This is a genomic window from Curtobacterium sp. LFS084, from assembly GCF_047977705.1.
Lineage (GTDB): Bacteria > Actinomycetota > Actinomycetes > Actinomycetales > Microbacteriaceae > Curtobacterium.
The window spans coordinates 58,028-83,620 of the sequence record NZ_JBFPFM010000011.1; the positions used below are offsets into that span (position 1 = coordinate 58,028).

Here is a 25,593-nt window from a genome sequence, read left to right on the forward strand (position 1 = left end):
AGGACCGTACCGTGACCATTCGCACACGCACCGCAGGCGCGATCGTCACCGGGCTCCTCGTCGTCGGCACGCTCGCTGCGTGTGTCCCGTCTTCGACGGCGCCGGGGTCGACAACGGCGTCGGCCACCGCAACTGCGACCCCGCCGGCCACGCCCACGTCGACGCCCACCCCGACGCCGACGCCGACGCCCACTCCGGACACGACCCCGCTCCCCGTCGGCGACGTCACCTCGAACGGCCGGACGTGGCACCAGACGTACGCCGAGGACTTCACGAAGCCCGCCGCGCTCGGCCAGGTCGCCGCCGTCTACCCCGGCATGGGCTTCTACGACGGGTTCCAGGACACCAGCGGACTCGGGACGTACGCCCCCACCAAGGTGCTCTCCGTCGCGGACGGCAACCTCGACTTCGACTTCCACGCCGAGGACGGCCGACCCCTCGTCGCGGCCGTCATGCCGGACGGGTACGCCCCGCACACCACCGCCCGCGTGAGCATCCGCTACAAGACCTCGGTCACGGCCGGGTACAAGTTCGTCGGCATGCTGTGGCCGTCCTCCGACCAGTGGAACGACGGCGAGATCGACTGGCCCGAGTCACTCACGCTCGGGGCATCGCCGCGCCCCGCGTCCGCGATCCCGGGCACGTACGCGAACCGTCACGTGCGGTACGACCGCTCGGTGCAGGTGCACGCGAAGACGGACACCACCGAGTACCACGTCGCCACGACCGAGTGGGACCACGGCATCGTCCGGTTCTACTGGGACGGCGAGCTCGTCTCCTCCACCACCACGGCCGTGCCGACCACGCCGATGCGGGTCACCCTGCAGGGCGAGACGTGGACCGACCACGGCTCCGTCCCGACGGGTGCGGCCGGCACGGTCTCCGTCGACTGGATCTCGATCTGGGACTGACCCGGCGCGGGCGTCACACGATCGCTCGGCACGGCCGTCACACGACCGCTCGGCGCGGCCGTCACACGACCGCTCGGCGCGGCCGTCACCCGACCACGGGGAGCGGGCGGCGGGAGCGGCGCGGTACGGTGGGCGCGTGTTCGGACGCCGCTCCCCCAACCCCCGCCCCGACGACCAGCCGGGTCTCGGCATCGGCGCCCTCGTGCGGGTCGTCGACACCGACCACGGCGGCGAGCAGTGGGCCGACGAGCCGATCGGCGTCGTCGTGGCCCCCGGTGGCAGCCAGCTCGGCGGGGCGCAGCGCACGTGGACCGTCGCGTTCGAGGAGCCCGTCTACACGAAGGACGGCCGCGGCCCGTTCGAGCGCGCGACCGTCCTGAGTCGTCAGCTGGTGCCGGTCGAGCCGGCACCGGACACCGAGGGCTAGTACTCCTCGTTGCCGCTCTTCATCATGGCCGCGAAGGCCATGCAGGTCCCGACGCCGCCGAGCACGCCGATGCCGATGATGATGCCTGCGATGAGTTCGAGCATTGGTGACTCCTTGGTTCCGGGGCCGGTCTGGCTGCCCTCAGGTTAGCGGATGCCGCGCATGAGCTTCAGCACCGGCTTGACGAGCACGAGCAGGACGACCCCGACCGCGACGGCGACGAGGCCGAGGACCGCGAAGTACGGCGCCTCGTTCGTCGGGTCGTAGTACTGCGACAGCACGCCCGTGACGGCGGTGCCGAGCGACACCGACAGGAAGAACAGCGCCACCATCTGCGTCTGGAACTTCGGCGGAGCGAGCTTGGTGGCCACTGACTGCCCGACCGGGGACAGCAGGAGCTCGGCGATCGTGAAGACGAGCAGGATGCCGACGAGGGCGACGAGCGGCGTGCCGTTCTGCCCGGTGCCGATGAACGGCAGGAACAGCAGGAACGCGATGCCCATGATGCCGGTGCCGAGGGCGAACTTCGTCGGGGTGGAGGGCTGCCGGCCGCCGAGCTTCGTCCAGATCGCGGCGAACACGCCCGACAGCACGATGATGAAGACCGGGTTGATCGACTGCACCCACGAGACGGGCATCTCCCAGCCGAACAGCGACCGGTCGAGGCGTTCGTCGGAGTACACGGTCACGACGGTGAACTGCTGCTGGTAGAGCGACCAGAACACCGCGCTGCCGATGAAGAGCGGGATGAAGGCGAGGACGCGCGACCGCTCCTTCGCGGTGATCCCGCTGGAGAGGATGACGACGAAGTACCCGATGGTCGCGACGATGACGATGGCGACGACCACGGTCGGCAGGTTGTCGACGTTCAGCAGCCCGGTCAGGACGGCCGCGACGATCACCACGAGCGCCACGACGACGAGCACGCCGACGAGCGGGAGCCGACGGCGGTCGACGGGGTTCGTGACGTGGCGCACCGCGTCCGGCAGCTTGCGGCGTCGGATCGCGTACTGCACGAGCCCGGCCGCCATGCCCACGGCGGCGAGACCGAAGCCGTAGTGGAACCCGAGGGAGCTCTGCAGCAGACCGGTCAGGAGCGGCCCGAGGAACGCGCCGAGGTTGACGCCGAGGTAGTAGAGCGAGAAGCCGGCGTCCCGACGGGGGTCGTCGCGGCTGTACAGGCCGCCGACGATGGTGGTCGCCGTCGCCTTGAGCCCGCCGGAGCCGAGGGCGATGAGCACGAGGCCGACGCCGACCCCCGCCACCCCCGGGATGAGCGCGAGGGCGATGTGTCCGAGCATCACGACGATCGCGCTGCCGAAGAGCGTCCGGTCCGCGCCGAGCAGCCGGTCGGCGATCCACGCGCCGATGATCGTGAACAGGTACACCGCGCCGCCGTAGGCGCCCATGATGCCGGTGGCGACACCCTTGTCGATGCCCAGCCCGCCCTGCGAGAGCGTGTAGTACATGTAGATGAGGACGATGCCCTGCATCCCGTAGAACGAGAAGCGCTCCCAGAGCTCGACGGCGAACGGCGTCGACAACTCGAACGGTTGCCCGAAGAACGTCCGCTGGCGTGCGGGTGTGGTGGTACCTGACATGCCGGACAGTCTGCCCTCGGCGGGACCGTCGCGCACAATCGTCTAGCCCTGCTCAGGAATTCACCGGCCGGTGGTTTAGAGGGTTCCCACCACCGCACCCGACACGAGCGGCCCGCTCGTTGTGCCGCCCTGACGGCGTTCACCCGACTCGCGGGTCGGCTCAATAGCGTGGGTTCTGCAACACGGGACAGAGCAGTTCAGGAGGGCTCCGACCATGGTCGACACCGCACCCGTCCACAGCACGAACACGCCGAAGGCCGACGCCACGGGCGACCCCGCAGCGGGCACCCCCGTCGGCGGGACGGACACCGACGTCCGGATCGACGTGGACCTCCTCGGCGAGCACCTGCTCGGTCGGTGGGCCGAGGACCGCCGCATCTCGCGTCGCCTCGCACTCGACCCCGCGATGCACAAGGTCGAGGGCATGCCCTACGCCGACGCCCGCGCCCGGACGCTCGACCAGCTCCGGATCCTCGTCGACGCGGGTGCGATCCAGCGCCCCTACCCCGAGGAGTTCGGCGGCTCGAGCAACCACGGCGGGAACCTCGCAGCGTTCGAGGAGCTCACGACGGCGGATCCCTCGATGCAGATCAAGGCCGGTGTGCAGTGGGGGCTGTTCGGCTCCGCGGTCCACCACCTCGGGACCGAGCGGAACCACCGCGAGTTCCTGCCCGGCATCGTCTCGTTCGAGGTGCCCGGGTGCTTCGCGATGACCGAGACCGGACACGGGTCGGACGTCCAGAGCATCGCCACGCGCGCCACGTACGACCCGGACGCCGAGGAGTTCGAGATCCACACGCCGTTCCGTGGTGCGTGGAAGGACTACATCGGCAACGCCGCCCTGCACGGCAAGGCGGCGGTCGTCTTCGCGAAGCTCGTGACGAAGGGCGTCGACCACGGCGTCCACGCGTTCTACGTGCCGCTCCGTGACGCCGACGGCGCGTTCCTGCCCGGCGTCGGCGGCGAGGACGACGGCTACAAGGGCGGCCTGAACGGCATCGACAACGGCCGCCTGCACTTCGACCACGTCCGGGTCCCCCGGACGAACCTGCTCAACCGCTACGGCGACGTCGCCGCGGACGGCACCTACTCCTCGCCGATCGCCTCCCCCGGTCGCCGGTTCTTCACCATGCTCGGCACCCTCGTGCAGGGCCGCGTGTCGCTCGACGGCGCGGCGGTGGTCGCGCAGAAGATCGGTCTGCAGATCGCGCTGACCTACGCGGCCGAGCGGCGCCAGTTCCCCACGGGTGACGGCACCGAGGGCGTCCTGCTCGACTACGGCCGGCACCAGCGTCGGCTGATCCCGCGCCTCGCGACGGTGTTCGCGCAGTCGTTCGCCCACGAGAAGCTCCTGCGGACCTTCGACGACGTGTTCAGTGGGCGCGAGGACACCCCGCAGCGCCGCGAGGACCTCGAGACCCAGGCGGCGGCCTTCAAGTCGATGTCGACGTGGTCGGCGCTCGACACGCTCCAGGAGTGCCGCGAGGCCTGCGGCGGCGCCGGGTTCCTCGCCGAGAACCGTCTGACCGGGCTGCGCGCCGACCTCGACGTGTACGTGACGTTCGAGGGCGACAACACGGTCCTGCTCCAGCTCGTCGGGAAGCGCCTGCTCACCGACTTCCGCGCGAAGGCCCCGAAGGACGCGGCCTCCACGGCGAAGTTCGTCGCGGCCCAGGCGGCCACGAAGCTCGCCGACGCCACGGGCCTCCGGCGTCTCGGCCAGACCGTCGCCGACCGCGGCTCCCTCGCCGCCTCCGTCACCGACCTGCAGGACGCGTCGACCCAGCGGGATCTGCTCGCGGGACGCGTCGACACGATGGTCACGGAGATCGGCATGCGGCTGGCGTCGGCGGGCAAGGACCGCGCACGCGCAGCACGACTGTTGAACCGGTCCCAGCACGAGCTGATCGAGGCCGCGAAGGCGCACGCCGAGCTCATGCAGTGGGAGGCGTTCACCGAGGCCATCGACGAGGTCCCGCCCGGCGACACCCGCCGCGTGCTGGTCTGGCTCCGCGACCTGTTCGCGCTCGGGCTGCTCGAACAGCACCTCGACTGGTACCTCATGCACGGCCGCATCACGGCGCAGCGCGCGCGAGCGGTGTCGGCGTACATCGACCGGCTCGTGGCCCGGGTCCGACCGGTCATCCCGCAGCTGCTCGACTCGTTCGGCTACGAGCCCGGTCACGTCCGGGCGCCGATCGCCCTCGGCGCCGAGCAGGCCCGCCAGGACGAGGCGCGCGCGTGGTTCGCCGCAGAGGCCGCAGCGGGTCGCCTGCCCGAGCCGGAGAAGAAGCCCCGGGCCTAGTCCTCGCCGAGCATCGGGCACGACCGCGCCCCGTGTCGAACACTGCGCCCCGGATGGTCGGGGCGCACTGTTCGACACGGGGCGCGTTTCGAGAGCGCGAGCACGCGCACGCAAGCGACCGCGAGAGCCGGCGCGCAAGCGACCACGCGAGCAGCGCGCAGGCGCGCCTCGGGCCCCGCGTCAGGCGTCGCCGGTGGCGCCGCGGTCGCCGAGCGCCCGGCGGAGCCGCGCCTCGGCGTCGTCTCCGGCTCCGGCCGCAGCGGCGGCCGCCTCGGCGTTCGCCTCGGTCACCGCACGGACGACCTCTTCGCGCTGGATCTTCACCCCGCGCGGCGCGTCGATGCCGATGCGCACGCCGTCCCCGCGGCTGTCGAGCACCGTGATGACGATGTCGTCACCGACGAGGATCCGCTCGCCGACCTTCCGCGTGAGTACCAGCACCCGTTCAGCCTAGCGACACGACGGGTACTCCCAGCAGGTCGATCGACTCCGGCGTGGCGGTCTCCCCCGCGCCGATCGCCACGACCCCCGCCACGGGCGCCCGCTCGGCGACGGTGGCGAGCATGCGTGCCGCGTCCTCGGGCTTCCGTCCGACGTCCACGACGACCCAGACCTGGTCGGGTGCGAGCCCGTCGGTGGTCCGGGCATCGTCCCACGCGGCGACCGCGAGCAGCGCGGAGCCGTCACGCACGCCCTCGGCGCGCGCGAGGATCCCGCTCCGACGGTCGGCGGCGTCGGTCGGGCGCAGTGCGTACCGTGCCGCGAACAGCCCGGCGGCCGCGTCCACGTCGTTCGGCCGTCCGACGAGGAGCACGAGGTCGCCGTCGGCGGACCGCACCGACGGGACGGGCCGGACGATCGCCCTGGCGGCGACCGCCTGCTCGGCGACCACCTCGTCGAGGAGCCGCGCCGCGCCTCCCGTCTCGACGGACGTGACGGGCTGGAGCGGCAGGACCGACGCGACCGGCAGGCCGGTGTCGTCCTGGAGGCGCGACCCACCCGGCTCGCCGGTCCCCGCCTCCGGCAGTCCACGCGTCGGGTGCGCAGCGCTCCCCGTGATCCCGTCGGCGACGAAACCGTCGAGCACCGATGCGAACGCGTCAGCGCGCGTCGAGGCGGTCCCGTCGTGCCCGGCGATGCGCGCCTCAGCGGCCTCGGCGTCGGCCAGGAGTGCGGCGATCCCCACCCGCTGCACCGGCGAGTCGCTGATGGCGACGCGCGCGGTCGGGACGTCCTCGGGCGAGGGGACCTCGACGGTCGCCTCGACGTGCGCCTTGCGGAAGAGGCCGCCGATGCCGGGGGTCGTCACGCGCTCGGCGGCGACGATGCGCGCCGCCGGACCGAACTCCGCGCGGACGGCGTCACGGAGCTGGTCGAGCGTGGCGCCGTTACGCTGCAATCGGGTCGGCGGCACGGACCACTCCCACGGTCTCGATGGTGGAGCCCGCGGCGGTGGCCTCCTGGTAGGAGAGCACCGGCAGGCCGTTCGACTGGGCCGAGACCATGCGGTGCACGGCCGGTCGGAGCTGCGGGGCGCAGACCAGGACGGCGGACAGCCCCTGGTCCTCCACCGAGCGCACGGCGTCGCGGAGCGACCCCAGGACCTGCTCGATGCGGTGCGCGTCGAGGACGATCTGGGTCCCGTGCTCGGACGGTCGGAGCCCCTCGAGCATCGACTGCTCGAGCAGCGGGTCGATCATGATCACCCGGAGCGTGCCGGCGTCGAGGTACCGGGCGGGGAGTGCCGGGCCGAGCGATGCGCGGGCGGCCTCCACCAGCCCTTCGGGGTCGGTCGACACCTTGGCGCGGAGCGTGAGTCCCTCGCAGATCCGGCCGAGGTCGTTGATCGGGACCCGCTCGACGAGGAGTCCCTGCAGCACCCGCTGGAGCTCGGCGAGCGAGAGCATCCCCGGGACGAGCTCCTCGACGGCCGCGGGGTTGACCTGCTTGACCCCCTCGGTGAGGACCTTGACGTCCTCGCGGGTGAGGAGCCTCGCGGCGTTGTCGCCGATGATCGCCTGCAGGTGGGTGACGAGCACGGAGACGCGGTCGATCACGGTCGCGCCGGTCATCTCGGCGGCGTGCCGGAGCTCGGCCGGCACCCACTTGCCGGCGAGCCCGAAGACCGGTTCGACGGTGGTCTCACCGGGGAGTCCCTCGAGGTGGTCCCCCAGGGCGAGCACGCTGCGCGACGGAGCGGTGCCCCGGCCGGCCTCGACGCCGGCGATCCGGATGGCGTACGTCGACGGCGGGAGCTCGATGCTGTCGCGGGTGCGGACCGGCGGCACGACGATCCCCATGTCGATCGCGATCTTCCGGCGGAGCGCCCGCACCCGGCCGAGCAGGTCGTCGGAGGCGCCGGAGACCATGTCGACCAGGTCGGGGGCGAGCAGGATCTCGAGGGCGTGCACGCGCATCTGCTCGATGAGGTCCTCGGGGGTGTCGGCGTTCGGGGCGGCGGACGCGGCGGCCTCCTGCTGGGCGAGTGCCGCCGCCTCGCGCTTCGCGGTCTGCCCGAGGCGCCACGCGACGACGAGCAGGGTCGCACCGATGACGAGGAACGGGACGATCGGCATGCCCGGGATGAACCCCATCGCGATCGCGGCGACGCCCGCGATCGCGAGGGCGTTCCGCGACTGGGTGAGCTGCGTCGTCGCGGACGCGCCGATCTCGGTCTCCGCACCGGAGCGGGTGACGATCATGCCCGTCGACACCGCCATGAGCAGCGCGGGGATCTGCGTGACGAGCCCGTCGCCGATGGTGAGGATGCCGTACTTCGACAGGGCGTCGGTGATCGACAGCCCGTTCTGCACCATGCCGATCGCAATGCCGCCGACGAGGTTGATGACGATGATCAGGATGCCGGCGATCGCGTCGCCCTTGACGAACTTCGACGCACCGTCCATCGCGCCGTAGAAGTCGGCCTCGGCGGAGACCGCGGCACGGCGCTCCTTGGCCTGGGCGTCGGTGATGAGCCCGGCGTTGAGGTCCGCGTCGATCGCCATCTGCTTGCCGGGCATCGCGTCGAGGGTGAACCGGGCCCCGACCTCGGCGACGCGTTCGGCACCCTTCGTCACGACGACGAACTGGATGACGACGAGGATCAGGAAGATCACCGCGCCGATGATGATCGACCCGGAGACGGCGACGTGGCCGAACGCCTGGATGACGTCGCCGGCGAACCCCTCGCCGAGCACGAGGCGGGTCGACGCGACGTTGAGGCCGAGCCGGAACAGCGTCGCGACGAGCAGCAGCGACGGGAACACCGAGAAGTCGAGCGGCTTCTTCACGAACAGCGTCGTGAGCAGGATCACCAGCGCCAGCAGGATGTTGCAGATGATGAGGAAGTCGAGCAGGAACGACGGCACCGGCAGGATCAGCAGCAGGATGATGCCGACGATGAAGACCGGGACGGCGAGCTTCGGCAGGTCCGTGCGGTTCATGCGGGGACTCCCTCGGTGGCGGTGGCGGTGGCGGTGGCGGTGGCGGACGGGACGGGATCGGGTCGTGGCGTGCGGAGCTTCCGGGGCCGGAGGTCGCCGCCGATGGTGGCCGGGTCGATGACCGTCGCGACCTCGTCCGGGGTGGTCGGCCGCGGCGGGGCGTGGGTGCCGGCCGCCGCTCCCCTGGCCTTCAGCGCCATGACGAACGACAGGACACGGGCGACCGGCGTGTAGAGGTCGACCGGCACCTCCTGCCCGAGCTCGCACGCCGCGTGCAGCGCCCGGGTGAGCGGCACGTCCTGCACGATCGGCACCCGGGCCTCGAGCGCCTTGTCGCGGATCATCGCGGCGATCGGTCCGGCGCCCTTCGCGACGACGCGCGGCGCGGACCTGCCCGGCTCGTACGACAGGGCGACGGCGTAGTGCGTCGGGTTGGTCATGACGACGTCCGCCGTGCCGATCGCCTGCACCATCCGGTTCCGGCTCATCGCGAGCTGGCGTGACCGACGCTGCGACTTCACGAGCGGGTCGCCCTCGGCGTGCTTGTTCTCGTCCTTGACCTCGCGCTTGGTCATCATCGTGCGCTTGCGGTTGCGGCGGATCACGACGAAGACGTCGAGCGCGGCGAGGACCAGCCCGGCGACGATCGCAGCCCGCAGCAGCGTGCCCGTGCCGGCGGCCGCGGCGTCCAGCACCGCCGACAGCGGGAGCGATCCGCTCGTCATGAGGACCGGGACGAGCGCCTGCACGGCCGTCCAGAGGACGAGGCCCACGACGGCCGTCTTGAGGAGCGCCTTGCACCCGTTCCAGAGCGCCTGGGTGCCGAACACCCGCTTCAGGCCCTGGATCGGGTCGAAGTGCTCGGGCTGCGGCGTCAGCTTCCGGATGTGCACGCCGCCCTGCGCGACGGCCGCGGCGAGCACGGCGACGGCGACGACGGCGAGCATCGGGCCGAGGGTTCCGCCGAGCGAGGCGAGGGCCTCGTGGAAGACGGCGTTCATCGTGCCGATGGTGGGGTCGGCGATGACGCGCTGCACGGACCGGAGCTGCGACGATCCCGCCGCGGCGGCGTTGCCGATCGCGGACGGCATCATGAGCGCCGCGACGGCGATGCCGATCCACGCGCCGAGGTCCTGCGAGCGACCGATCTGGCCCTTCTGGTGGACCTCGCGCATGCGCTTCTGGGTGGCCTGTTCGGACCGTTCCCCGCTGTCGGACACGTCGTCACCCCCGTCCGGTGATCGCGGCGACCGCGTCGCCGGTGAGCGACGACACGACGGACGGCAGGGCCATGAAGAGCGCCCCGGCGAAGACGACGGTCAGGCCGATCTTGATCGGGAAGCCCATCTGGAAGGCGTTGAGCGCCGGGGCCACACGGGTGAGCAGCCCGAGCCCGACGTCGGCGAGGAACAGCACGACCACGAGCGGGCCGGCGATCTGCAGCGACGACAGGAACATCTGGGTCAGGGCGGTGACGAGCACGGACGCCAGGCCACCGAGGTCGAACGTGCCGGTCAGCGGCACCGCGTCGAAGGACCGCACGAGCCCGGCGACGATGAGCTGGTACCCGCCGGAGGCGAACAGGAGCGCCAGCGCCGCCATCTGGAACAGCCGCGTGAACTGTGCGCCGTTCACCTGCGACTGCGGGTCGTACGCCTGCGCGAGCGTGAACCCGCCGAACAGGTCGACGAGCGCGCCGGCCGACTGCACCGCGGCGAAGACGAGGAACACCAGGAAGCCGAGGGCCAGCCCGACGAGCAGCTGGGTGAGGAGCGCGAGCAGGAACGGCCCGGTCTCGAGCGACTCGTAGCCGACCGCGACCCGCGGGGCGACGCCGATGGCCAGCCCGATGCCGAGGATCACCTTCACCGTCGCCGGGAACGCCCGGTACGAGAACGGCGGGGCGATCACGAAGAAGGCGACGAGGCGCACGCCGGCGAGCATGGTCGCCTCGAGGCGGTCGGCATCGATCGACAGCTCCATCAGCCGGACCCCAGGAGCTTGGGGATCATGTCGAAGGCGGCGTGGGTGAACCCGACCATCTCCGAGATCATCCAGTTGCCGCAGACGACCAGCGCGATCGCGACGGCGACGGCCTTCGGCACGAAGGAGAGCGTGACCTCCTGGATCTGCGTGACCGACTGGAACAGGGAGATCGCGAAGCCCACGACGAGCGAGGTCACGAGCACGGGCGCGGCGAGCTTCGCCGACACCAGGAGCGCCTGCAGCGTGAGGTCGATGACGGCCTGCTGGTCCATCAGTGCACCACCTGGTAGCTCTCGATGAGGGACTTGATGATGAGCCCCCACCCGTCGACGAGGACGAACAGCAGGATCTTGAACGGGAGCGAGATCATGACCGGCGGGAGCATCATCATGCCCATCGACATGAGCGCCGCCGAGACGACGAGGTCGATCACCAGGAACGGGATGAAGATGACGAACCCGATGATGAAGGCGCTGCGGAGCTCGGAGATCACGAACGCGGGGATCACCGTCGTCATCGGGACGTCGGCCATCGACTTCGGGTTGTCCTGCCCGGCGGCACGGGTGATGAGCGCCACGTCCTCCTCACGCGTCTGGTGCAGCATGAAGGTCCGGAGCGGCTTCGTCCCGATCTCGACGGCCTGGGCGAAGTCGAGGTGCCCGGCGAGGTAGGGCTGCAGGGCGTCGTCGTTGATGTGGCCGAGCACGGGCGCCATGACGAACAGGGACAGGAACAGCGCGAGGCCCGCGAGCACCTGGTTCGGCGGGATGGACTGCAGCGCCAGGGCGTTCCGGGTCATCGCGAGCACGACGAAGATCTTCGTGAACGACGTCATCATGAGCATCAGGGCGGGCGCGACGCTCAGCAGCGTGATCCCGATCAGCGTGACGACGGCGGACGACGGGGTGCCGTCCGGTCCGTTCACGCTGACGCTGAAGTCACCGGTCGCGGGCGCCGTGGGCGTGGCGGGAGCGGTCGGCTGGACGACGCCGGCCGCGTGGGCGCCGGTGGCGGTGAGCATGAGGAAGCCGGCCACGACCGTCACCCCCAGCAGCAGGAGGGCGATCAGACGTCCGGTCCGCGCCGCGGTCACCCGGCCCGCCGGTTCCGGAGCGCCGAGGCGGCCTGCCGCCAGGTGTCGGCGGACAGGATCGACCCCTGCAGCTGCTGGGCGGTCGGCAGTGCGGCACGCTGCGCGCGACGGTTGCGGGGGCGCATCGGCAGCGGCTGCGCCGCGTCGGACGGGAGGGACGGGGCGGCTGCCGTCTGCTGCGCGAGTTCCTGACCGAACCGCTCGGCCGACGGGGTCGGACGCACGGGCAGCGTCACGGGTCCGGTCACGATGGTGAGTTCCGGCGCGGGCGCCTGCCCGCTGGTGAGCAGTGCGACACCGTGCTCGGAGACACCGAGCACGAGGCGCTCGCCCTCGACGTCGACCACGACGACGCTCGCCTTGCCGCCGATGCCCTGACGCCCGACGACCTCGACCGAGGCCGAGCGGCGCCCCTTGGTCTTGCTCCCGACCAGGCCGCTCTTCGCGACGCGACGGTGCAGCACCCACATGAGCGCGAGCACGACGCCGAGCGAGAGCGCGACGCGGAGGACGATGACGGCGGTGTCCACGTCGGGGCTCAGACGCTCTCGGCGACGTCGAGGATCTTGGTGATCCGGACCGCGTAGTCCTGGTCGACGACGACGACCTCGCCGTGCGCGATGAGCCGGCCGTTCAGCAGCACGTCGGCGGGGGCGCCGGCGCTGCGGTCGAGCTCGACGACCGCGCCGGGCTCCATGCCGAGCACGTCGCGGACGGACATCCGGGTGCGGCCGATCTCGACCGTCAGGGTCATCTCGACGTTGTTGATCCGGCCGAGGTTCCCGGCGGGCATGCCGAGCACCGGCGCCTGGACGGCGGACGCCGACACGGTGCCGTTCTCGCGGACGCGCAGGGCGAACCAGCCGCCGGGGACGCCACCGGCGGTCAGCTCGAAGACGACCGTGTCCGGGTCGGCGAGGAGCGCAGAGGCCGACTCGCGCCGCGCGTCGCCGAGGACGCCGACGCCGAGGACACCGGCGGCGGCCTCGAGCGACGGCCGCAGCACGTCGGTGACGTCGACGATCCCGTGGTCGGTGCCACCGGCGGCGACGACGGCCTCGAGGTCGGTGAGCACGAGGACGAGGTCGGCCGACAGGCCGCCGACGAAGGACGCGACCACGGCGTCACCGGCCGCTTCGAGGGCGACGGGTGTCGCGCCTCCTGGCTGGGCCACCGCGGTCAGCGGCGCGGCCGTCGGGAGCTGCGCGGCGAGTGCCTCGGCCGCCTGCGTGTGGAGGGTGGTCGTGACGGTCATGCGGGCTGCTCCGATGTGGTGGTGACGACGATGCCGGCGAGGCGCGAGCCGTTCGCGCCGACGGCGGCGGTGCCGACGGGCTCGCCGTCGACCGCGATGGTGAGGGGACGGTGCTGCGGGTGCGGCAGCGGCAGGACGTCGCCGACGGCCAGGCGGAGGACCTGCGACGGCAGGACCGTGGCGGGCGCGAACCGCAGGCTGACGCCCACCGGGACGGAGGCGAGCTGCGCGTCGACGAGGGCGCGGGCGTCGGCTGGTGAGACGTGCGTGGCGGTCTCGCCGAGCTGCGGCAGCACCGCGTCGGCCGGCAGCGCGAGGGTGCCGGGGGCGACGCGCTCCCCGACGCGGATCGTGAACGAGGCGACGATCATGAGGTCGCCCTTCTGGGCGGCCTGGGCGAACTGCGAGTTGAACTGGAACCCGCCCGCGGTGACGTCGTGCGCGAGCAGCCCGCCGAACGAGTAGCGGAGGTCGTCGAGGGCGTCCTCGACGATCTTGCGGACGAGCGCCTGCTCGATCGGGGTGAACGTCCGGTCCGGTGTCGGCAGCGGCTTCGAGGCGCCGAGCGCGTGCGAGACCCAGGTGAGGGCGGCGTCGAGGGGCACCTGCAGGACGCCCTTCGGCACCACGTCCGCGATCGGCAGCAGGACCATGCCCGTGAGCGCGGGCAGGGACGCGGCGTACTCGTCGTACGTCGTCATCTGGACCTGCTCGCAGGTGACCTGGCTCACCGCGCGGACCTTCGCCGTCAGCTGGGTGCCCCACTGGCGCGCGAAGGTCTCGAAGGCGAGCTCGAGGACCCGGGCGTGCTCGCGGGCGAGCGTCGACGGGCGCGCGAAGTCGTACACCTCGGGCGCTGGCAGGGTCTCGGTCACGGGTGCGTCTATCGGTCCGCTGTGCCGGACCCGTCAGTGCTGTGCCGCGGCTGTGCCTCCTTCTGGGGGCGGGCGGGCGGTCGTTCGCTCAGCCGGTCCGTGCTCCGTCCTGCGCCTTCGCCAGGGCCGGCATCAGGGCACTGACGTCCTGGTCCTGGTTCGAGAGCACCACGATGTCGACCCGCCGGTTCAGCGTGAGGTCGGCGTCCGTCCCGCCCTTCGCCAGCGGACGACTCGACCCGAACCCGACGCTCTGGACGTGGTCGGCCGGCATCCCGCCGCGTTCCACCAGGTCACGGAGCACCCCGGTCGCGCGGGCGGCACTGAGTTCCCAGTTCGTCGCGTACGGTGCCGTCGAGTTCCGCTGGTCGGCGTGCCCCTCGACGCTGACGTCGTGGCCGCTCGTCTTCAGCACCGGGGCGATCGCGTCCATGATCCGCTTCGCCTGGTCGGACAGGTCGGCGCTGTTCGTGGTGAAGTACGTCTCGCTGCCGACGAGCCGCACGGTGAGGCCGCGCGCGTCGACCGTGAACTGCACGTTCGACGTCTGCCCGGCCTTCGCGAGGTTCGCCTTGATGGCCTGCTCGATCGCCTGCAGGTCGTCGAGCTCCTGCTGCGCCGCCTGGACGTCCGCCTTCGTCGCGGTCTTCGGGACGACGGTGGACGCCGGGTCGACGTTCGTGTCCTTCGTGCCGGACGACGCGGTCGAGTGGTCCGCCTGCGACTTGTCGACGGAGTAGCCGGAGCCGTCCTTCACCTCGTCCTTCGTCACGACGGTCCCGGACGCGGTGTCGATCTTCTGCGACTTGACCTCGCCGAAGCCCGTGGCGAGCGAGTTCTTCAGCTGGATGTACTTCTGCTGGTCGACCGTCGACATCGCGAAGAGCACGAGGAACATGCACATCAGCACGGTGATCATGTCCATGTAGGACGCCATCCAGCGCTCGTCGGGGTGCTCCGCCTCGTCGTGGGACTTCTTCGAGCGGCCGCGACCGCGGCCGCGGGGGTTCGCGCTCACGGTCAGGCCGCCAGCTGCTGGTCGTCGGCGCCCGCGTCGCTGCCCTTGCCGGACTTCCCCTTGCCAGCCTTGGCCTCGCCACCGCGTGCGGCCGGCGGGACCATCGCGGTCAGACGTTCCCCGAGCAGGCGCGGCTGGCTGCCCGCCTGCACGGCGAGGAGGCCCTCCATGAGCAGCGTCTGGCGGTCGGCCTCGAGCTGCGCGAGCTTGCGGAGCTTGCCGCCGATCGGCAGCCACAGGAAGTTCGCCGTCAGCAGGCCCCAGAGCGTCGCGACGAACGCACTCGCGATGAGGGGACCGAGCTCGTCGGGCTTGCCGAGGTTCGCGAGCACGTGGGTGAGCGACACGACCGTGCCGATGATCCCGACGGTGGGGGCGAACCCGCCGAGCCCCATGAAGAACGAGCTGGCCGACCGGACCGGTGCGGCGTTCGACTCGATCTCGTCCTCGAGCAGGATCCGCAGCTCGTCGCCGTCGGTGCCGTCCGCGATGTTCTGCAGCGCCTTCTTCATGAAGGGGTCGTCGTGCTTGTCGGCCTCCTGCTCGAGCGCGAGCAGGCCGTTCGCGCGGGCGGTCTCCGCCAACCCGACGACGTCGTCGATGACCGACTGCGGCGGGGTGACCTTGCCCGTGAACGCCTTCGGGACGGCCTTGAAGCTCGCGATGGCGTCCTTGAGCGTCGTACTGGCGATGCCACAGCCGATCGTCGCGCCGAAGACGAGCAGCATCGGCGCGGGCAGGAACAGGCCGGCCAGCTCGACGTGCTCCATCTCGACCATGCCGAACAGGGCGCCGAAGGCGAGGAGGATGCCGATGATCGTCGCGATGTCCACGTCAACGACCCCCGTCCTGCGAGCGGGATGCCCGGTCGGACGACACGGGGTGGATCGGGGCGACCGCGGCCAGCGTCGGCTGGGGGCCGGTGGCGTCGTGGGCGGCGGTGTCGGTGCCGTACGCCATGCCGACGATGCGCGCCCGGTACGCGGCGATGAGGTCGATGACGTCGGCCATCGACTCGCGGACGATGTACTTGGCGCCGTCCACCATGATGAGCGTCGTGTCCGGCGTCTCCTGGATGCGCTCCACGAGATCGGGGTTGACAGCGAATCCGCTGCCGTTCAGTCGTGTGACGACGATCATGGCCCGTCCTGGTTCTCGATCGTCCCGCCGCCGTCCGTGGGGCGGGATGCTGCCCGTCCGTGGGCTGCACGGAGGACTATCGGCCCACACGTGCCGTGCGTTAGCGGCGTGTACCCCACTCCAGGAAGGTCTCAGCAACCGGGTGCATCCACGGCGGGGGTCTCGGCGGTAGTGCCCGTACGACGTCGACGACGACGTCGCCCGTACCGGCCCACCGGGCCAGAAGGAGACCTTCGATGCGCAAGACACTCGCCACCGGCCTGACCGCCGGCGTCCTGTTCGCAGCAGCAGCCGCGGTGATGCCCGCGACCGCGGCGACCGCCGCGTCCGGGGACGCCACCCTGTCCGTCCTGCACGCCGTGCCGGCCGTCACGGTCGACGTGTACCTCGACGGCAAGCGCGCCCTCGACGACTTCAAGCCGGGCACCCTCGCCGGACCGATGATGGTGCCGGCCGGTGCACACAGCATCGCGATCACGGCATCCGACGCGACCGACGCGTCGAAGCCGATCATCGGACCGGTCGACGTCACGCTGCAGGCCGGTGCGAACTACACCGCCGTCGCCCACGACAAGACGGACGGCTCCCCCACGGCGACCCTGTTCACCAACGACACCTCGGCCACCCCGGCCGGGCAGGGACGCCTGATCGTCCGGCACGTCGCCGCCGCCCCGGCGGTGGACGTCCTGGCCGGCGGCAAGGCCGTCGTCAGCAACCTGTCGAACCCGGACGAGCAGGCGCTCGAGCTCCCCGCCGGCACCGTCTCGGCCTCGGTCGCGGCCACCGGCACGACCGACCCGGTGATCGGCCCGGCCGACGTCGCGGTCACCGCCGGCGCCGACACGATCGTGTACGCCTGGGGCAGCCTGGACGACAAGACCCTGGCGCTCGCCACGCAGACGATCTCGAACCTCGGTGGCACGCCGAACGGGGTCCCCGCGGGCAACGCCGGTCTCGTGGCCACGAACCGGGTCGACAGCGCACCGCTCATCGGCGGTGCCGCGGCCCTCGCGGCGGCCGTCGCCGTCGGTGCCGTCGTCCTCCGTCGCCGCCAGCTGGCGACGGCGGACCGCCGAGCGGACTCGGGACGCTGAACACCGCCCGAACGGCACGGACCACCGCGGCGACGCTCGTCGTCGCCGCGGTGGCCACGGCCCTCCTGACCGGGTGCTCGTCGGCCGGGTCCCCCTCCCCCGGCGGGCACCCCTCGCTCGTCCCCGCGGCACCCACGCCGGTGCCGTCCGCCTTCTCGACGGCGGTCCCGCAGCAGGCGGCCACCCTGCCGCCCGTCACGACCGCGGCTGCCCCGGACCGCATCACGGTCGACTGGGCGGGCGTCACCGCCCCGGTCCGTCCCGAGGGCGTCGACGAGCAGGGCGCCATGGCCCTGCCACCGGACCCGGCCACGGCCGGCTGGTACCGGTACGGCGCGGCCCCGTCCTCGACGGCGGGGGCCGTGGTGATCGCGGCCCACGTCGACGCGGTCGGGTACGGCGTCGGACCGTTCGCCCACCTGCGCGACGTCCCCGACGGCACGACCGTCACCCTCACCGACACGGACGGCGCCGACACGCGGTGGCGCATCACCTCCGTCGACCTGCTCGAGAAGCGCGGTCTGCCGTGGGCGTCGGTGTTCCGGACGGACGGACCGCGCCAACTCGTGCTCGTCACCTGCGGCGGGAAGTTCGACACCACCACCCACCACTACGAGAGCAACCTCGTCATCACCGCCACACCGATCGGGTCCTGACCCGTACGATCGGAGTGCGCGGTCGACGACGACCGCACCAGCGACAGGAAGACGTGACGGCCATCCTCCCGGACGACAGCGAGCTCTCCGACGCCTTCAGTGCCGGGGGCGAACCCGCTCTGCGCGCTGCCTACGAGCGCTGGTCGCCACTCGTCCACTCCCTCGCCCTCCGGGCGCTCGCCGACCCGAGCGCGGCCGAGGACGTCACCCAGCAGGTCTTCGTCAAGGCCTGGCGGCACAGTGCGCGGTACGACCCCACGAGGGCCCCGCTCGGCGCCTGGCTCGTCGGCATCACCCGGAACTGCATCACCGACGCCCTGAACGACCGGCAGCGACACGCGAGCGCTGCCGACCCCGTCGTCGTCGAGGAGACCACCGCCGCCCCCGAACCCGCGTTCGACCTGGCCGAACGCGCGCTCGTCGCCGGCGAGCTCGACCGGCTCGACGAGGTCCCGCGGAAGGTCATGCGGTTGGCGTTCTGGGAGGACCTCAGCCATCGTGAGATCGCGGAACGGCTGGACCTGCCCCTCGGCACGGTGAAGAGCCACATCCATCGGAGTCTGGCTCGGCTCCGAACACGTTTGGAGGTGATCGAATGAAGCACGTCGACGACGAGACGCTGGCGATGCTCGCGGTCACCGACACGGTCGCCGACGACGACGTCGCGGCGCACCTGGCCGCATGCGCCGTCTGCCGCGACGCGGTCGCGGAGTTCCAGCGCGTGGCCGCGGTCACGCGGTCGATCGCGGACCTCGAGCTGGTGGCCCCGCCGGAGCGCGTCTGGGACCGCATCCAGGCCGCGGTCCGCGCCGAGCAGGACGCCGACCGGGAGGCGCGGGTCGACCCCGCCCCGTCGGTCCCACACCCGGTCGCTCCGGCTCCGGCACCGCGGCCGGCCGGTCCGGCCGACCGACCCGCTGGCGGCCCGCGTGCGGGCCGCGGGACCGCGGTCCGTCGTCGCCGACGCACGATCGCCGGGGTCGTCGCGGCGGGCATCGGCGTCCTCGCACTCCTCGTGGGCATCGGCGTGGTCACCGGCGTCGTGCCGGGGGCCGGCAGCGGCGAGACCGTCGTCGCGTCCACGGACCTCAGTGCGCTCCCGAGCTGGTCCGGCGCCCGCGGCAACGCGGAGCTCGAGCGCGACCGCGACGGGCGACTGACCCTCGTCGTCGACGTGCACGGTGACGGCGACCGGAACGGGGACGCCGGGGCCCTCCGCGAGGTCTGGATGATGCAGACCGACCTCAAGGGCCTGGTGAGCGTCGGGTACCTCGACGGGGACCGTGGGCGGTTCCGGGTGCCGGCCGGCATGGACCTCGCGCGTTACCCGGTCGTCGACGTGTCGGCGGAGCCCGACGACGGCAAGCCCGCGCACTCCGGCGACTCGATCGTCCGGGGCACCTTCACGTCCCCGTAGGCTCGCGTGGAGCGTCGACCCTTGGACAACGGTCGGCGCCTAAAGTCTCACAGACGGTGTATTCCTGCTGCGCCCTGGAGATTCCTGGGTGTTGTCCCCCGGGTTTTATCTCATGAGCGTGTTACGTTGGCGCCATGTCCGACACCACCACCGTCGTCACGCCGACCCCCGCGGGGACCCCGGCACCGCTCCGCGAGGTCGGCGCCCTGATCCGGGGCGCACGCAAGGGCCGCAGCATGACCCAGGCCCAGCTCGCCGAACGCGTCGGCACCAGCCAGAGCGCGATCAACCGCATCGAGCAGGGTGGGCAGAACCTGTCCCTCGAGATGCTCACCCGCATCAGCGACGCCCTCGACCAGCAGATCGTCTCCATCGGCGGTGCCCCGCAGCGTGCGCACCTCCGCGTGCAGGGCGGTCGGAAGCTCAGCGGGTCGATCGCGGTGAACTCCAGCAAGAACGCCGCCGTCGCCCTGCTCTGCGCCTCGCTGCTGAACCGCGGTGTCACCCGCCTGCACAAGGTCGCGCGCATCGTCGAGGTCGACCGCATCATCGACGTGCTCCGCAGCCTCGGCGCCAGCGTCACGTGGTCCGAGGACGGCGAGACCCTCGAGATCGTCGCCCCGTCCGACCTGCACCTCGACGCCATCGACGCCGACGCCGCCCGCCGGACCCGGAGTGTCCTGATGTTCCTCGGCCCGCTCAGCGGCCGCTACGAGTCGTTCCGCCTCCCCTACGCGGGCGGCTGTGACCTCGGGACCCGCACGGTCGAGCCGCACCTCATCGCGCTCCGTCCCTTCGGCGTCGACGTCGAGGCGACCTCCGGCTGGTACGAGGTCGGCGTCGCGAGCCAGCACGTCCCCACGAAGTCCGTCGTGCTCACCGAACGCGGCGACACCGTCACCGAGAACGCGATCCTCGCCGCGGCCGCCCGCGACGGCGAGACCGTCATCCGGAACGCCAGCCCGAACTACATGGTGCAGGACCTCTGCTTCTTCCTCGAGCTCCTCGGCGTCCGCATCGATGGCATCGGCACGACGACCCTCCGCATCACCGGCAAGAGCCGCATCGACGAGGTCGTGGACTACTGGCCGAGCGAGGACCCGGTCGAGGCGATGAGCCTGCTGACCGCCGGCATCGTCACCGACTCCACGCTCACCGTCACGCGGGCCCCGATCGAGTTCCTCGAGATCGAGCTCGCGACCCTGGCCGAGATGGGCCTGCGCTTCGACGTCTCGCCGGAGTACCCCGCCGCGAACGGCCGCACCCGCCTGGTCGACATCACGGTGCACCCGTCCGAGCTGCACGCGCCGATCGACAAGATCCACGCGATGCCGTTCCCGGGTCTGAACATCGACAACCTGCCGTTCTTCGTCGTCATCGCCGCGATGGCCGAGGGCACGACGCTCGTGCACGACTGGGTCTACGAGGGGCGTGCGATCCACCTGCTCGACCTCACCCGCCTCGGCGCGAGCGTGACCCTGCGCGACCCGCACCGTCTCGACGTGACCGGGCCGACGCACTTCTCCGGCGCCGAGGTCAGCTGCCCGCCGGCGCTGCGCCCCGCGGTGGTCATCCTGCTCGCGATGCTCGCCGCCAAGGGCGAGAGCGTCCTGCGCAACGTGGGCATCATCGCCCGCGGCTACGAGCAGCTGCAGGAGCGGCTCAACTCCCTGGGCGCCTCCATCGAGACGTTCCACGACTGATCGACGCGGGCTGCGGTCACTGACGTGACCGGATGACGGGCTGGAGGCGCGGGGCGGATCCGTCCCGCGCCTCCAGTCCGTCGTCAGCCGCGACCGACGAACGGCATGGCGGTCGGCATCACCGTCAGGTTCGGCACGTTCGTGCCGGCCGACATGCTGGCCATGTACGCGACCGCACGGCCGGTCTCGGCGACGTCCATCGTCGGCTCGGGGCGCGTCGAGCCGTCCGCCTGGAGCGTGCCGTCCGCGGCGCCGGACCCCATCGTGGTGGCGGCGTTGCCGATGTCGATCTGCCCGCAGGCGATGCCGAAGGGGCGCCCGTCGAGCTGGAGCTGCTTCGTGAGTCCGGCCACCGCGTGCTTGGCGACCGTGTAGGGCGCGGACAGCGGACGCGGTGCGTGCGCGGAGATCGAGCCGTTGTTGATGATCCGGCCACCCTGCGGCGTCTGGGTCCGCATGATCCGGAAGGCCTCGCGGGCGCAGAGGAACGAGCCGGTGAGCGTCACCGACAGCACCGCGTTCCAGGTGTCGAGCGTGAGCTCGTCGAACTGGGTCGCCGGTGCGCCGGTGCCGGCGTTGTTGAAGAGCAGGTCGAGTCGACCGAAGCGCTGCACGGTCTCGTCGAAGAGGCGCCGGACGTCCGCCTCGGCCGAGACGTCGGCGACGATCGGGACGATGCGGGGAGACTGCGCCGCGACCTCGTCGAGCGGCTCCGCGCGCCGACCGGCGACCACGACCGTCCACCCGTCGGCCGCCAGCGCGAGGGCGGCGGAACGGCCGATGCCGCTCCCGCCCCCGGTGACGATCGCGGTGCGCTCCTGGTGGTCGGTGGTGTCGTCGCTCATGCCCGCACGCTACCGCGGACGGGCCCGTCGACGGCAGGCGTCACATGTCGAGGACGCCGTCGACCGCGGTGCTGCGGGGCGGGATGTGGCCGGTCGCGATCGCTTCCTCGAGGTACACCGTCACGTAGCCGTGGTCGACGGGACGACCGGTGTCGTCGAACACCCGGTAGCGGCGGCGGAGTCGGAGGAAGGGGACCGCCGTGTGCTCGAACGACACCACGACCTCGGTCACGGGCCAGTCGCCCTCGACCTCGACGCGGACCTCTCGGTAGTCGCTCCTGGCGCGTCGCGGTCCGTCGACGCCGCGCGACCAGACGATCACCGGGTCGGCGAGGTGTGCGAACTCCTCCACGAGCCGGGCGACGCTGCGTGCGCGGCCCACGGTGTCCGCGTCCCACCGGGGCCACCGCGTGCCGTCGACGCCCGTGAGGTCGATGCGCTCGATCCACGGGGCGCGACGGGCCTCGCGCTCCTCGACCGACCGCTCCCACTCGACCGGGTCCTCGACCGGGACCGAGTCGAGGGCGTCGGTGTCGATCGTGACCGGCAGGCCGCCGGACACCTCGACGACGACCTCGCGCGGCCGGTAGACGACGTCCCGGGAGCCGGACGCACGGGGTACGAGGTCCGGACCCGTTCGGTGGAACCGCAGGGTCATCCGGTCACCCTCGACCCTCACGTCCTCGACGAGGTGGTCGACAGCGATGGTCGTGCGGGTGCCGTCCGGCGCGACGCGGACGAGCTCGGTGGGCGGCGTCGGCGACGGCGGGCCTGGCGGTTCCGCTGCGTCGGCGGCGCCGTCACCGTCGGTGGAGTCGTCCTCCGTGTCGCCGAAGCCGATGGACCACTGGTACGCGGTCATGACCCTCGTCCCGTCGTCGTCCGGGTCGTGGTCGGCACCCGCCTCGAGGTCGTCGTCGGGCCAGGGTGCGTCGTCCGCGTCGTCTTCGTCGTCGTCAGGCTCGGTCCAGGCCGCTGGGTCGGGCCAGAACGGGTCGGCCTCTGCCCACTGGAGATCGGAATCGACCAACGCCGCGAGGTCCTCGTCGTCGTCGATCGTCGTGCCAGCCATCCACGTCGATGCATCACGGGGATCGGCGAGCCAGAGGCCTCCGGCTTCCGCGGCGACGACTCTCCGGTCCCCGAGGTCGACGGCGGCGCCGACGCGGTCCGGGTCGAGGTGCACCGCGGTCCGGGTGACCTCGTCGATGCCGTCCGAGGAGTAGACGACCCACACGCCCTCGCCCGTGGGCCAGGCCTCGGCCTCCTCGACGGCCCGGTCGGGCAGCGGAGCGGTCGGCCAGGTCAGCCACCGCACGACCGTTCCCTCCTCGACGACGGCAGCCACGGGACGGTGCAGGTCCGGAACGACCAGCCGGTGCCCGATGGACACGACGTCGAGCGGGAGCAGGTGGTCGGGGTCTTGCGCGTCGGTCACGTGCGTGACGCTACCGGTCACGGGTGGCCGACGGCACCGTCAGCCGCGAGCGCGTTGACTGGGGTGTCGGCCGCATCCGGTCCGACCCCACGAGGAGGAATGCGTGCTCGGACCTGAACTGGTGGTCGTGCTCGGCCTCGCCATCGCGCTGACGGCGGGCATCGCCGACCGCATCCGGGTCGCTCCGCCCGTCCTGCTGCTCGTCTTCGGCGCGCTGCTCGCCCTCGTCCCGGAGTTCGCCGGCGTGCAGCTCCCCGCCGACGCCGTGCTGCTGCTGTTCCTGCCGGCGCTGCTCTACTGGGAGAGCCTGACGACGTCGCTGCGCGAGATCCGCAAGAACCTCCGAGGCATCGTCCTGATGGGCACGCTGCTCGTCGTGGTGACCGCCGGCGCGGTCGCCGTGCTGCTCCACCTGCTCGGCCTGCCGTGGGGGCCCGCCTGGGTGCTCGGCGCCGCCGTCGCACCGACCGACGCCACCGCGGTCGGGGTGCTCACGAAGATGCTGCCGCGACGGAACGTCACGGTGCTGCGGGCCGAGAGCCTTGTGAACGACGGCACCACCCTCGTGGTCTACGGCATCGCGGTCGCGGTGACGGTCGGCACCGAGGAGCTGACCTTCTGGGGTGTCTCCGGCATGCTCGCGCTGTCGTACCTCGGCGGTGTCGCCGCGGGTCTGGTCGCGGCGTGGCTCGGCACCCAGGTGCTCCGCCGGGTCGACACCGTCGTGCTCGAGAACCTCGTGACGCTGCTCGTGCCCTTCGTCGCGTTCCTCGGCGCCGAGGCGATCGGTGCGTCCGGCGTGCTGGCCGTCGTCGCGGCGGGGATCGTCGTCAGCCAGGTCGGCCCGAAGCTCGACCGTGCCGAGACCCGCCAGCAGGTCCGGGCGTTCTGGTCGTTCCTGACCTTCCTCCTGAACGGCGCGCTCTTCGTCCTCGTCGGCATCGAGGCGATGGTGGCGGCGCGCGCGCTCGACCCGGCCGAGCTGCTCCGCGCCACCGGGGTGATCGCCGCGGTGTCGGTGGTCCTCGTGCTCGTGCGGTTCGCCTTCCTCAACGCCGCCGGCGGCACGGTCTGGCTCGTCACCCGACGCTCGGGCGGCGCACCGCGCGAGGGGCACCGCGACCGGCTCGTCAGCGGCTTCGCCGGGTTCCGCGGAGCCGTGTCGCTCGCGATGGCCGTCGCCGTGCCCCGGACGCTCGAGTCCGGTGGCGCGTTCCCCGACCGGGACCTCATCGTCTTCGTCACCGCCGGGGTGGTCGTCGTCACGATCGTCGGGCAGGCCCTCGTCCTGCCGGCGGTGCTCCGCCGGGCTGCCCTGCCCGAGGACGAGTCCGTGGGCGAGGAGCGTCGGACGGCGGAGCGCACCGCGATCGAGGAGGCCCTCGACGCGCTCCCCCGCCTCGCCCGTGCCACCGGGGCGGACCGGGCCACCGTGGACCGGGTGCGGAAGGACTACGAGGCCCACCTGGACGTCATCCAGGCGCGCGAGGAGTCGGACGACGACCACCCGGCGCTGCAGCGGCACGACACCGCCGTCGCCCTCGAGCTCGAACTCGTCCGGCACAAGGCCGCCACGCTCCTGCGGATGCGGGACGCCGACGAGATCGACGACCTCGTGCTCCGCCAGGTCCGCTCGGGGTACGACGCGGAAGAGGCCAGGCTGAACGGCGCGTCGTCGGGCTGACCCCCGTCCTCTTCCGACGATCTGCGATTCTTGGACGATCCTGATCCCCGGCGCCCGAGGCTGTCGCCATGCACCTCCTCGACGCCGCCTCCCTCCTGCACGCCTTCGGCCCCTGGGTCCTGCTCGGCATCGGCGTGGTCGTGTTCATCGAGTCCGGCGTGCTCTTCCCGTTCCTCCCCGGTGACTCCCTGATCGTCACCGCGGCGATCCTCTCGGGCGGACTCGGCATCACGGCGTGGCAGATCGTCGTCGTCGGGGTGGTCGCGGCGTTCCTCGGCGACCAGGTCGGGTTCTGGATCGGGCGCGGTGCCGGACGCCGGCTGTTCCGAGACGACGCCCGCGTGCTGAAGACCTCGCGGTTGCACGAGGCGGAGTCGTTCTTCGCGCGCTACGGCGCCCTCTCGCTCGTGCTCGGTCGGTTCGTCCCGGTCGTCCGCACGTACGTCCCCCTCGCCGCCGGCACCGCCGACGTGCGCTGGCGCCGCTTCACGCTGTGGAACGCGCTCGGTGGCACGGTGTGGGTCGTCCTCATGACCCTGGTCGGCGTCCTGCTCGGCGGCATCCCGTTCGTGGCGCACAACATCGACCTCCTCGCGCTCGTCATCGTCGTCGTCTCGGTCCTGCCCGTCGTCATCGGCGCGGTCCGCGCGCGGCGCGGCCGCCGGAGCCGTTCCACCACCAGCTGAGCACTTCGTCCCCCAC

General features: G+C 72.0%; 26 protein-coding genes. 10 read left to right on the forward strand and 16 right to left on the reverse strand.

The genetic code is table 11. The features are described 5' to 3' along the window. Positions 1-11: 11 nt before the first annotated feature. Together ACNQOV_RS08635 and ACNQOV_RS08640 are read left to right on the forward strand one after the other, a co-directional pair. Entirely contained in the window at positions 12-911 is a 900-nt protein-coding gene (locus ACNQOV_RS08635) for a glycoside hydrolase family 16 protein (RefSeq protein WP_416394157.1), read from the forward strand. A 136-nt stretch (positions 912-1,047) separates the two neighbouring features. Beyond that, positions 1,048-1,338: a hypothetical protein gene (locus ACNQOV_RS08640; RefSeq protein WP_416394159.1), complete on the forward strand. Its 291-nt coding sequence runs from the start codon at positions 1,048-1,050 to the stop codon at positions 1,336-1,338. A 146-nt stretch (positions 1,339-1,484) separates the two neighbouring features. Here ACNQOV_RS08640 and ACNQOV_RS08645 read toward each other — a convergent pair whose 3' ends face one another. Next, on the reverse strand, positions 1,485-2,939 hold the full coding sequence (locus ACNQOV_RS08645) for a peptide MFS transporter (RefSeq protein WP_416394160.1): 1,455 nt from the start codon (positions 2,937-2,939) through the stop codon (positions 1,485-1,487). 214 nt (positions 2,940-3,153) lie between these two features. On the opposite strand from ACNQOV_RS08645, the gene ACNQOV_RS08650 reads away from it, so the two are divergent. Continuing rightward, positions 3,154-5,244, forward strand: a complete 2,091-nt coding sequence (locus ACNQOV_RS08650) for an acyl-CoA dehydrogenase (protein ID WP_416394161.1) — start codon at positions 3,154-3,156, stop codon at positions 5,242-5,244. 180 nt (positions 5,245-5,424) lie between these two features. Here the strand turns inward: ACNQOV_RS08650 and csrA are convergent, their stop codons facing one another. The 13 genes from csrA to ACNQOV_RS08715 all read right to left on the reverse strand — a co-directional run bounded on the left by csrA (position 5,425) and on the right by ACNQOV_RS08715 (position 16,054). Further along, positions 5,425-5,685 carry a carbon storage regulator CsrA gene (csrA, locus tag ACNQOV_RS08655; protein ID WP_022907565.1) on the reverse strand — a complete coding sequence of 87 codons (261 nt, stop codon included), beginning with the start codon at positions 5,683-5,685 and terminating at the stop codon, positions 5,425-5,427. Between the two features lie 4 nt (positions 5,686-5,689). After that, a complete protein-coding gene (locus tag ACNQOV_RS08660) occupies positions 5,690-6,658 on the reverse strand; it encodes a hypothetical protein (RefSeq protein WP_416394162.1) in 969 nt (322 codons plus the stop codon). Continuing rightward, complete coding sequence (locus tag ACNQOV_RS08665; RefSeq protein WP_402262738.1) at positions 6,633-8,687, reverse strand: flagellar biosynthesis protein FlhA; 2,055 nt, start codon at positions 8,685-8,687, stop codon at positions 6,633-6,635. The genes ACNQOV_RS08660 and ACNQOV_RS08665 overlap by 26 nt, the downstream gene beginning before the upstream one ends. Next, positions 8,684-9,907, reverse strand: a complete 1,224-nt coding sequence (locus tag ACNQOV_RS08670; RefSeq protein WP_416394163.1) for an EscU/YscU/HrcU family type III secretion system export apparatus switch protein — start codon at positions 9,905-9,907, stop codon at positions 8,684-8,686. Before ACNQOV_RS08670 ends, ACNQOV_RS08665 begins: the two co-directional genes overlap by 4 nt. Positions 9,908-9,911: 4 nt before the next feature. Beyond that, on the reverse strand, positions 9,912-10,670 hold the full coding sequence (locus ACNQOV_RS08675; protein ID WP_416394164.1) for a flagellar biosynthetic protein FliR: 759 nt from the start codon (positions 10,668-10,670) through the stop codon (positions 9,912-9,914). Then, positions 10,670-10,945: a flagellar biosynthesis protein FliQ gene (gene fliQ, locus ACNQOV_RS08680; RefSeq protein WP_022907977.1), complete on the reverse strand. Its 276-nt coding sequence runs from the start codon at positions 10,943-10,945 to the stop codon at positions 10,670-10,672. The genes ACNQOV_RS08675 and fliQ overlap by 1 nt, the downstream gene beginning before the upstream one ends. Continuing rightward, positions 10,945-11,766 carry a flagellar type III secretion system pore protein FliP gene (fliP, locus tag ACNQOV_RS08685; protein WP_022907978.1) on the reverse strand — a complete coding sequence of 274 codons (822 nt, stop codon included), beginning with the start codon at positions 11,764-11,766 and terminating at the stop codon, positions 10,945-10,947. The genes fliQ and fliP overlap by 1 nt, the downstream gene beginning before the upstream one ends. Continuing rightward, complete coding sequence (locus ACNQOV_RS08690) at positions 11,763-12,296, reverse strand: FliO/MopB family protein (RefSeq protein ID WP_402262729.1); 534 nt, start codon at positions 12,294-12,296, stop codon at positions 11,763-11,765. The genes fliP and ACNQOV_RS08690 overlap by 4 nt, the downstream gene beginning before the upstream one ends. Before the next feature lie 8 nt (positions 12,297-12,304). Next, entirely contained in the window at positions 12,305-13,021 is a 717-nt protein-coding gene (gene fliN, locus ACNQOV_RS08695) for a flagellar motor switch protein FliN (RefSeq protein WP_402262726.1), read from the reverse strand. Beyond that, complete coding sequence (locus tag ACNQOV_RS08700) at positions 13,018-13,896, reverse strand: flagellar motor switch protein FliM (RefSeq protein ID WP_022907981.1); 879 nt, start codon at positions 13,894-13,896, stop codon at positions 13,018-13,020. Before ACNQOV_RS08700 ends, fliN begins: the two co-directional genes overlap by 4 nt. Positions 13,897-13,984: 88 nt before the next feature. Beyond that, the gene (locus tag ACNQOV_RS08705; RefSeq protein WP_022907982.1) at positions 13,985-14,914 is read right to left on the reverse strand and encodes an OmpA/MotB family protein; all 930 of its coding nucleotides are present in this window, start codon (positions 14,912-14,914) and stop codon (positions 13,985-13,987) included. 2 nt (positions 14,915-14,916) lie between these two features. Then, positions 14,917-15,747 carry a motility protein A gene (locus ACNQOV_RS08710; protein ID WP_416394165.1) on the reverse strand — a complete coding sequence of 277 codons (831 nt, stop codon included), beginning with the start codon at positions 15,745-15,747 and terminating at the stop codon, positions 14,917-14,919. 1 nt (position 15,748) lies between these two features. Beyond that, positions 15,749-16,054, reverse strand: coding sequence for a flagellar FlbD family protein (locus ACNQOV_RS08715; RefSeq protein ID WP_416394166.1), 306 nt, complete (start codon positions 16,052-16,054; stop codon positions 15,749-15,751). Between the two features lie 236 nt (positions 16,055-16,290). On the opposite strand from ACNQOV_RS08715, the gene ACNQOV_RS08720 reads away from it, so the two are divergent. The 5 genes from ACNQOV_RS08720 (at position 16,291) to ACNQOV_RS08740 (ending at position 20,924) form a co-directional block, all read left to right on the forward strand. After that, entirely contained in the window at positions 16,291-17,148 is an 858-nt protein-coding gene (locus tag ACNQOV_RS08720; RefSeq protein ID WP_022907972.1) for a DUF4397 domain-containing protein, read from the forward strand. Between the two features lie 50 nt (positions 17,149-17,198). Further along, positions 17,199-17,804 carry a sortase domain-bontaining protein gene (locus tag ACNQOV_RS08725; RefSeq protein ID WP_416394167.1) on the forward strand — a complete coding sequence of 202 codons (606 nt, stop codon included), beginning with the start codon at positions 17,199-17,201 and terminating at the stop codon, positions 17,802-17,804. A gap of 53 nt (positions 17,805-17,857) precedes the next feature. Beyond that, positions 17,858-18,403: an RNA polymerase sigma factor gene (locus tag ACNQOV_RS08730; RefSeq protein WP_416394168.1), complete on the forward strand. Its 546-nt coding sequence runs from the start codon at positions 17,858-17,860 to the stop codon at positions 18,401-18,403. Then, positions 18,400-19,221: an anti-sigma factor domain-containing protein gene (locus tag ACNQOV_RS08735; protein ID WP_416394169.1), complete on the forward strand. Its 822-nt coding sequence runs from the start codon at positions 18,400-18,402 to the stop codon at positions 19,219-19,221. Before ACNQOV_RS08730 ends, ACNQOV_RS08735 begins: the two co-directional genes overlap by 4 nt. A gap of 134 nt (positions 19,222-19,355) precedes the next feature. Continuing rightward, positions 19,356-20,924, forward strand: a complete 1,569-nt coding sequence (locus ACNQOV_RS08740) for a helix-turn-helix domain-containing protein (protein WP_022908221.1) — start codon at positions 19,356-19,358, stop codon at positions 20,922-20,924. Between the two features lie 83 nt (positions 20,925-21,007). Here the strand turns inward: ACNQOV_RS08740 and ACNQOV_RS08745 are convergent, their stop codons facing one another. Together ACNQOV_RS08745 and ACNQOV_RS08750 are read right to left on the reverse strand one after the other, a co-directional pair. Next, positions 21,008-21,769 (reverse strand): SDR family oxidoreductase, encoded by a 762-nt coding sequence (locus ACNQOV_RS08745; RefSeq protein WP_416394170.1) that lies wholly within the window; start codon positions 21,767-21,769, stop codon positions 21,008-21,010. A gap of 40 nt (positions 21,770-21,809) precedes the next feature. Beyond that, the gene (locus ACNQOV_RS08750) at positions 21,810-23,207 is read right to left on the reverse strand and encodes a hypothetical protein (RefSeq protein WP_416394171.1); all 1,398 of its coding nucleotides are present in this window, start codon (positions 23,205-23,207) and stop codon (positions 21,810-21,812) included. A gap of 103 nt (positions 23,208-23,310) precedes the next feature. On the opposite strand from ACNQOV_RS08750, the gene ACNQOV_RS08755 reads away from it, so the two are divergent. Together ACNQOV_RS08755 and ACNQOV_RS08760 are read left to right on the forward strand one after the other, a co-directional pair. After that, positions 23,311-24,891 (forward strand): Na+/H+ antiporter, encoded by a 1,581-nt coding sequence (locus ACNQOV_RS08755; RefSeq protein WP_416394172.1) that lies wholly within the window; start codon positions 23,311-23,313, stop codon positions 24,889-24,891. A 68-nt stretch (positions 24,892-24,959) separates the two neighbouring features. Continuing rightward, entirely contained in the window at positions 24,960-25,577 is a 618-nt protein-coding gene (locus ACNQOV_RS08760; protein WP_416394173.1) for a DedA family protein, read from the forward strand. The last annotated feature ends 16 nt before the right edge of the window (positions 25,578-25,593 follow it).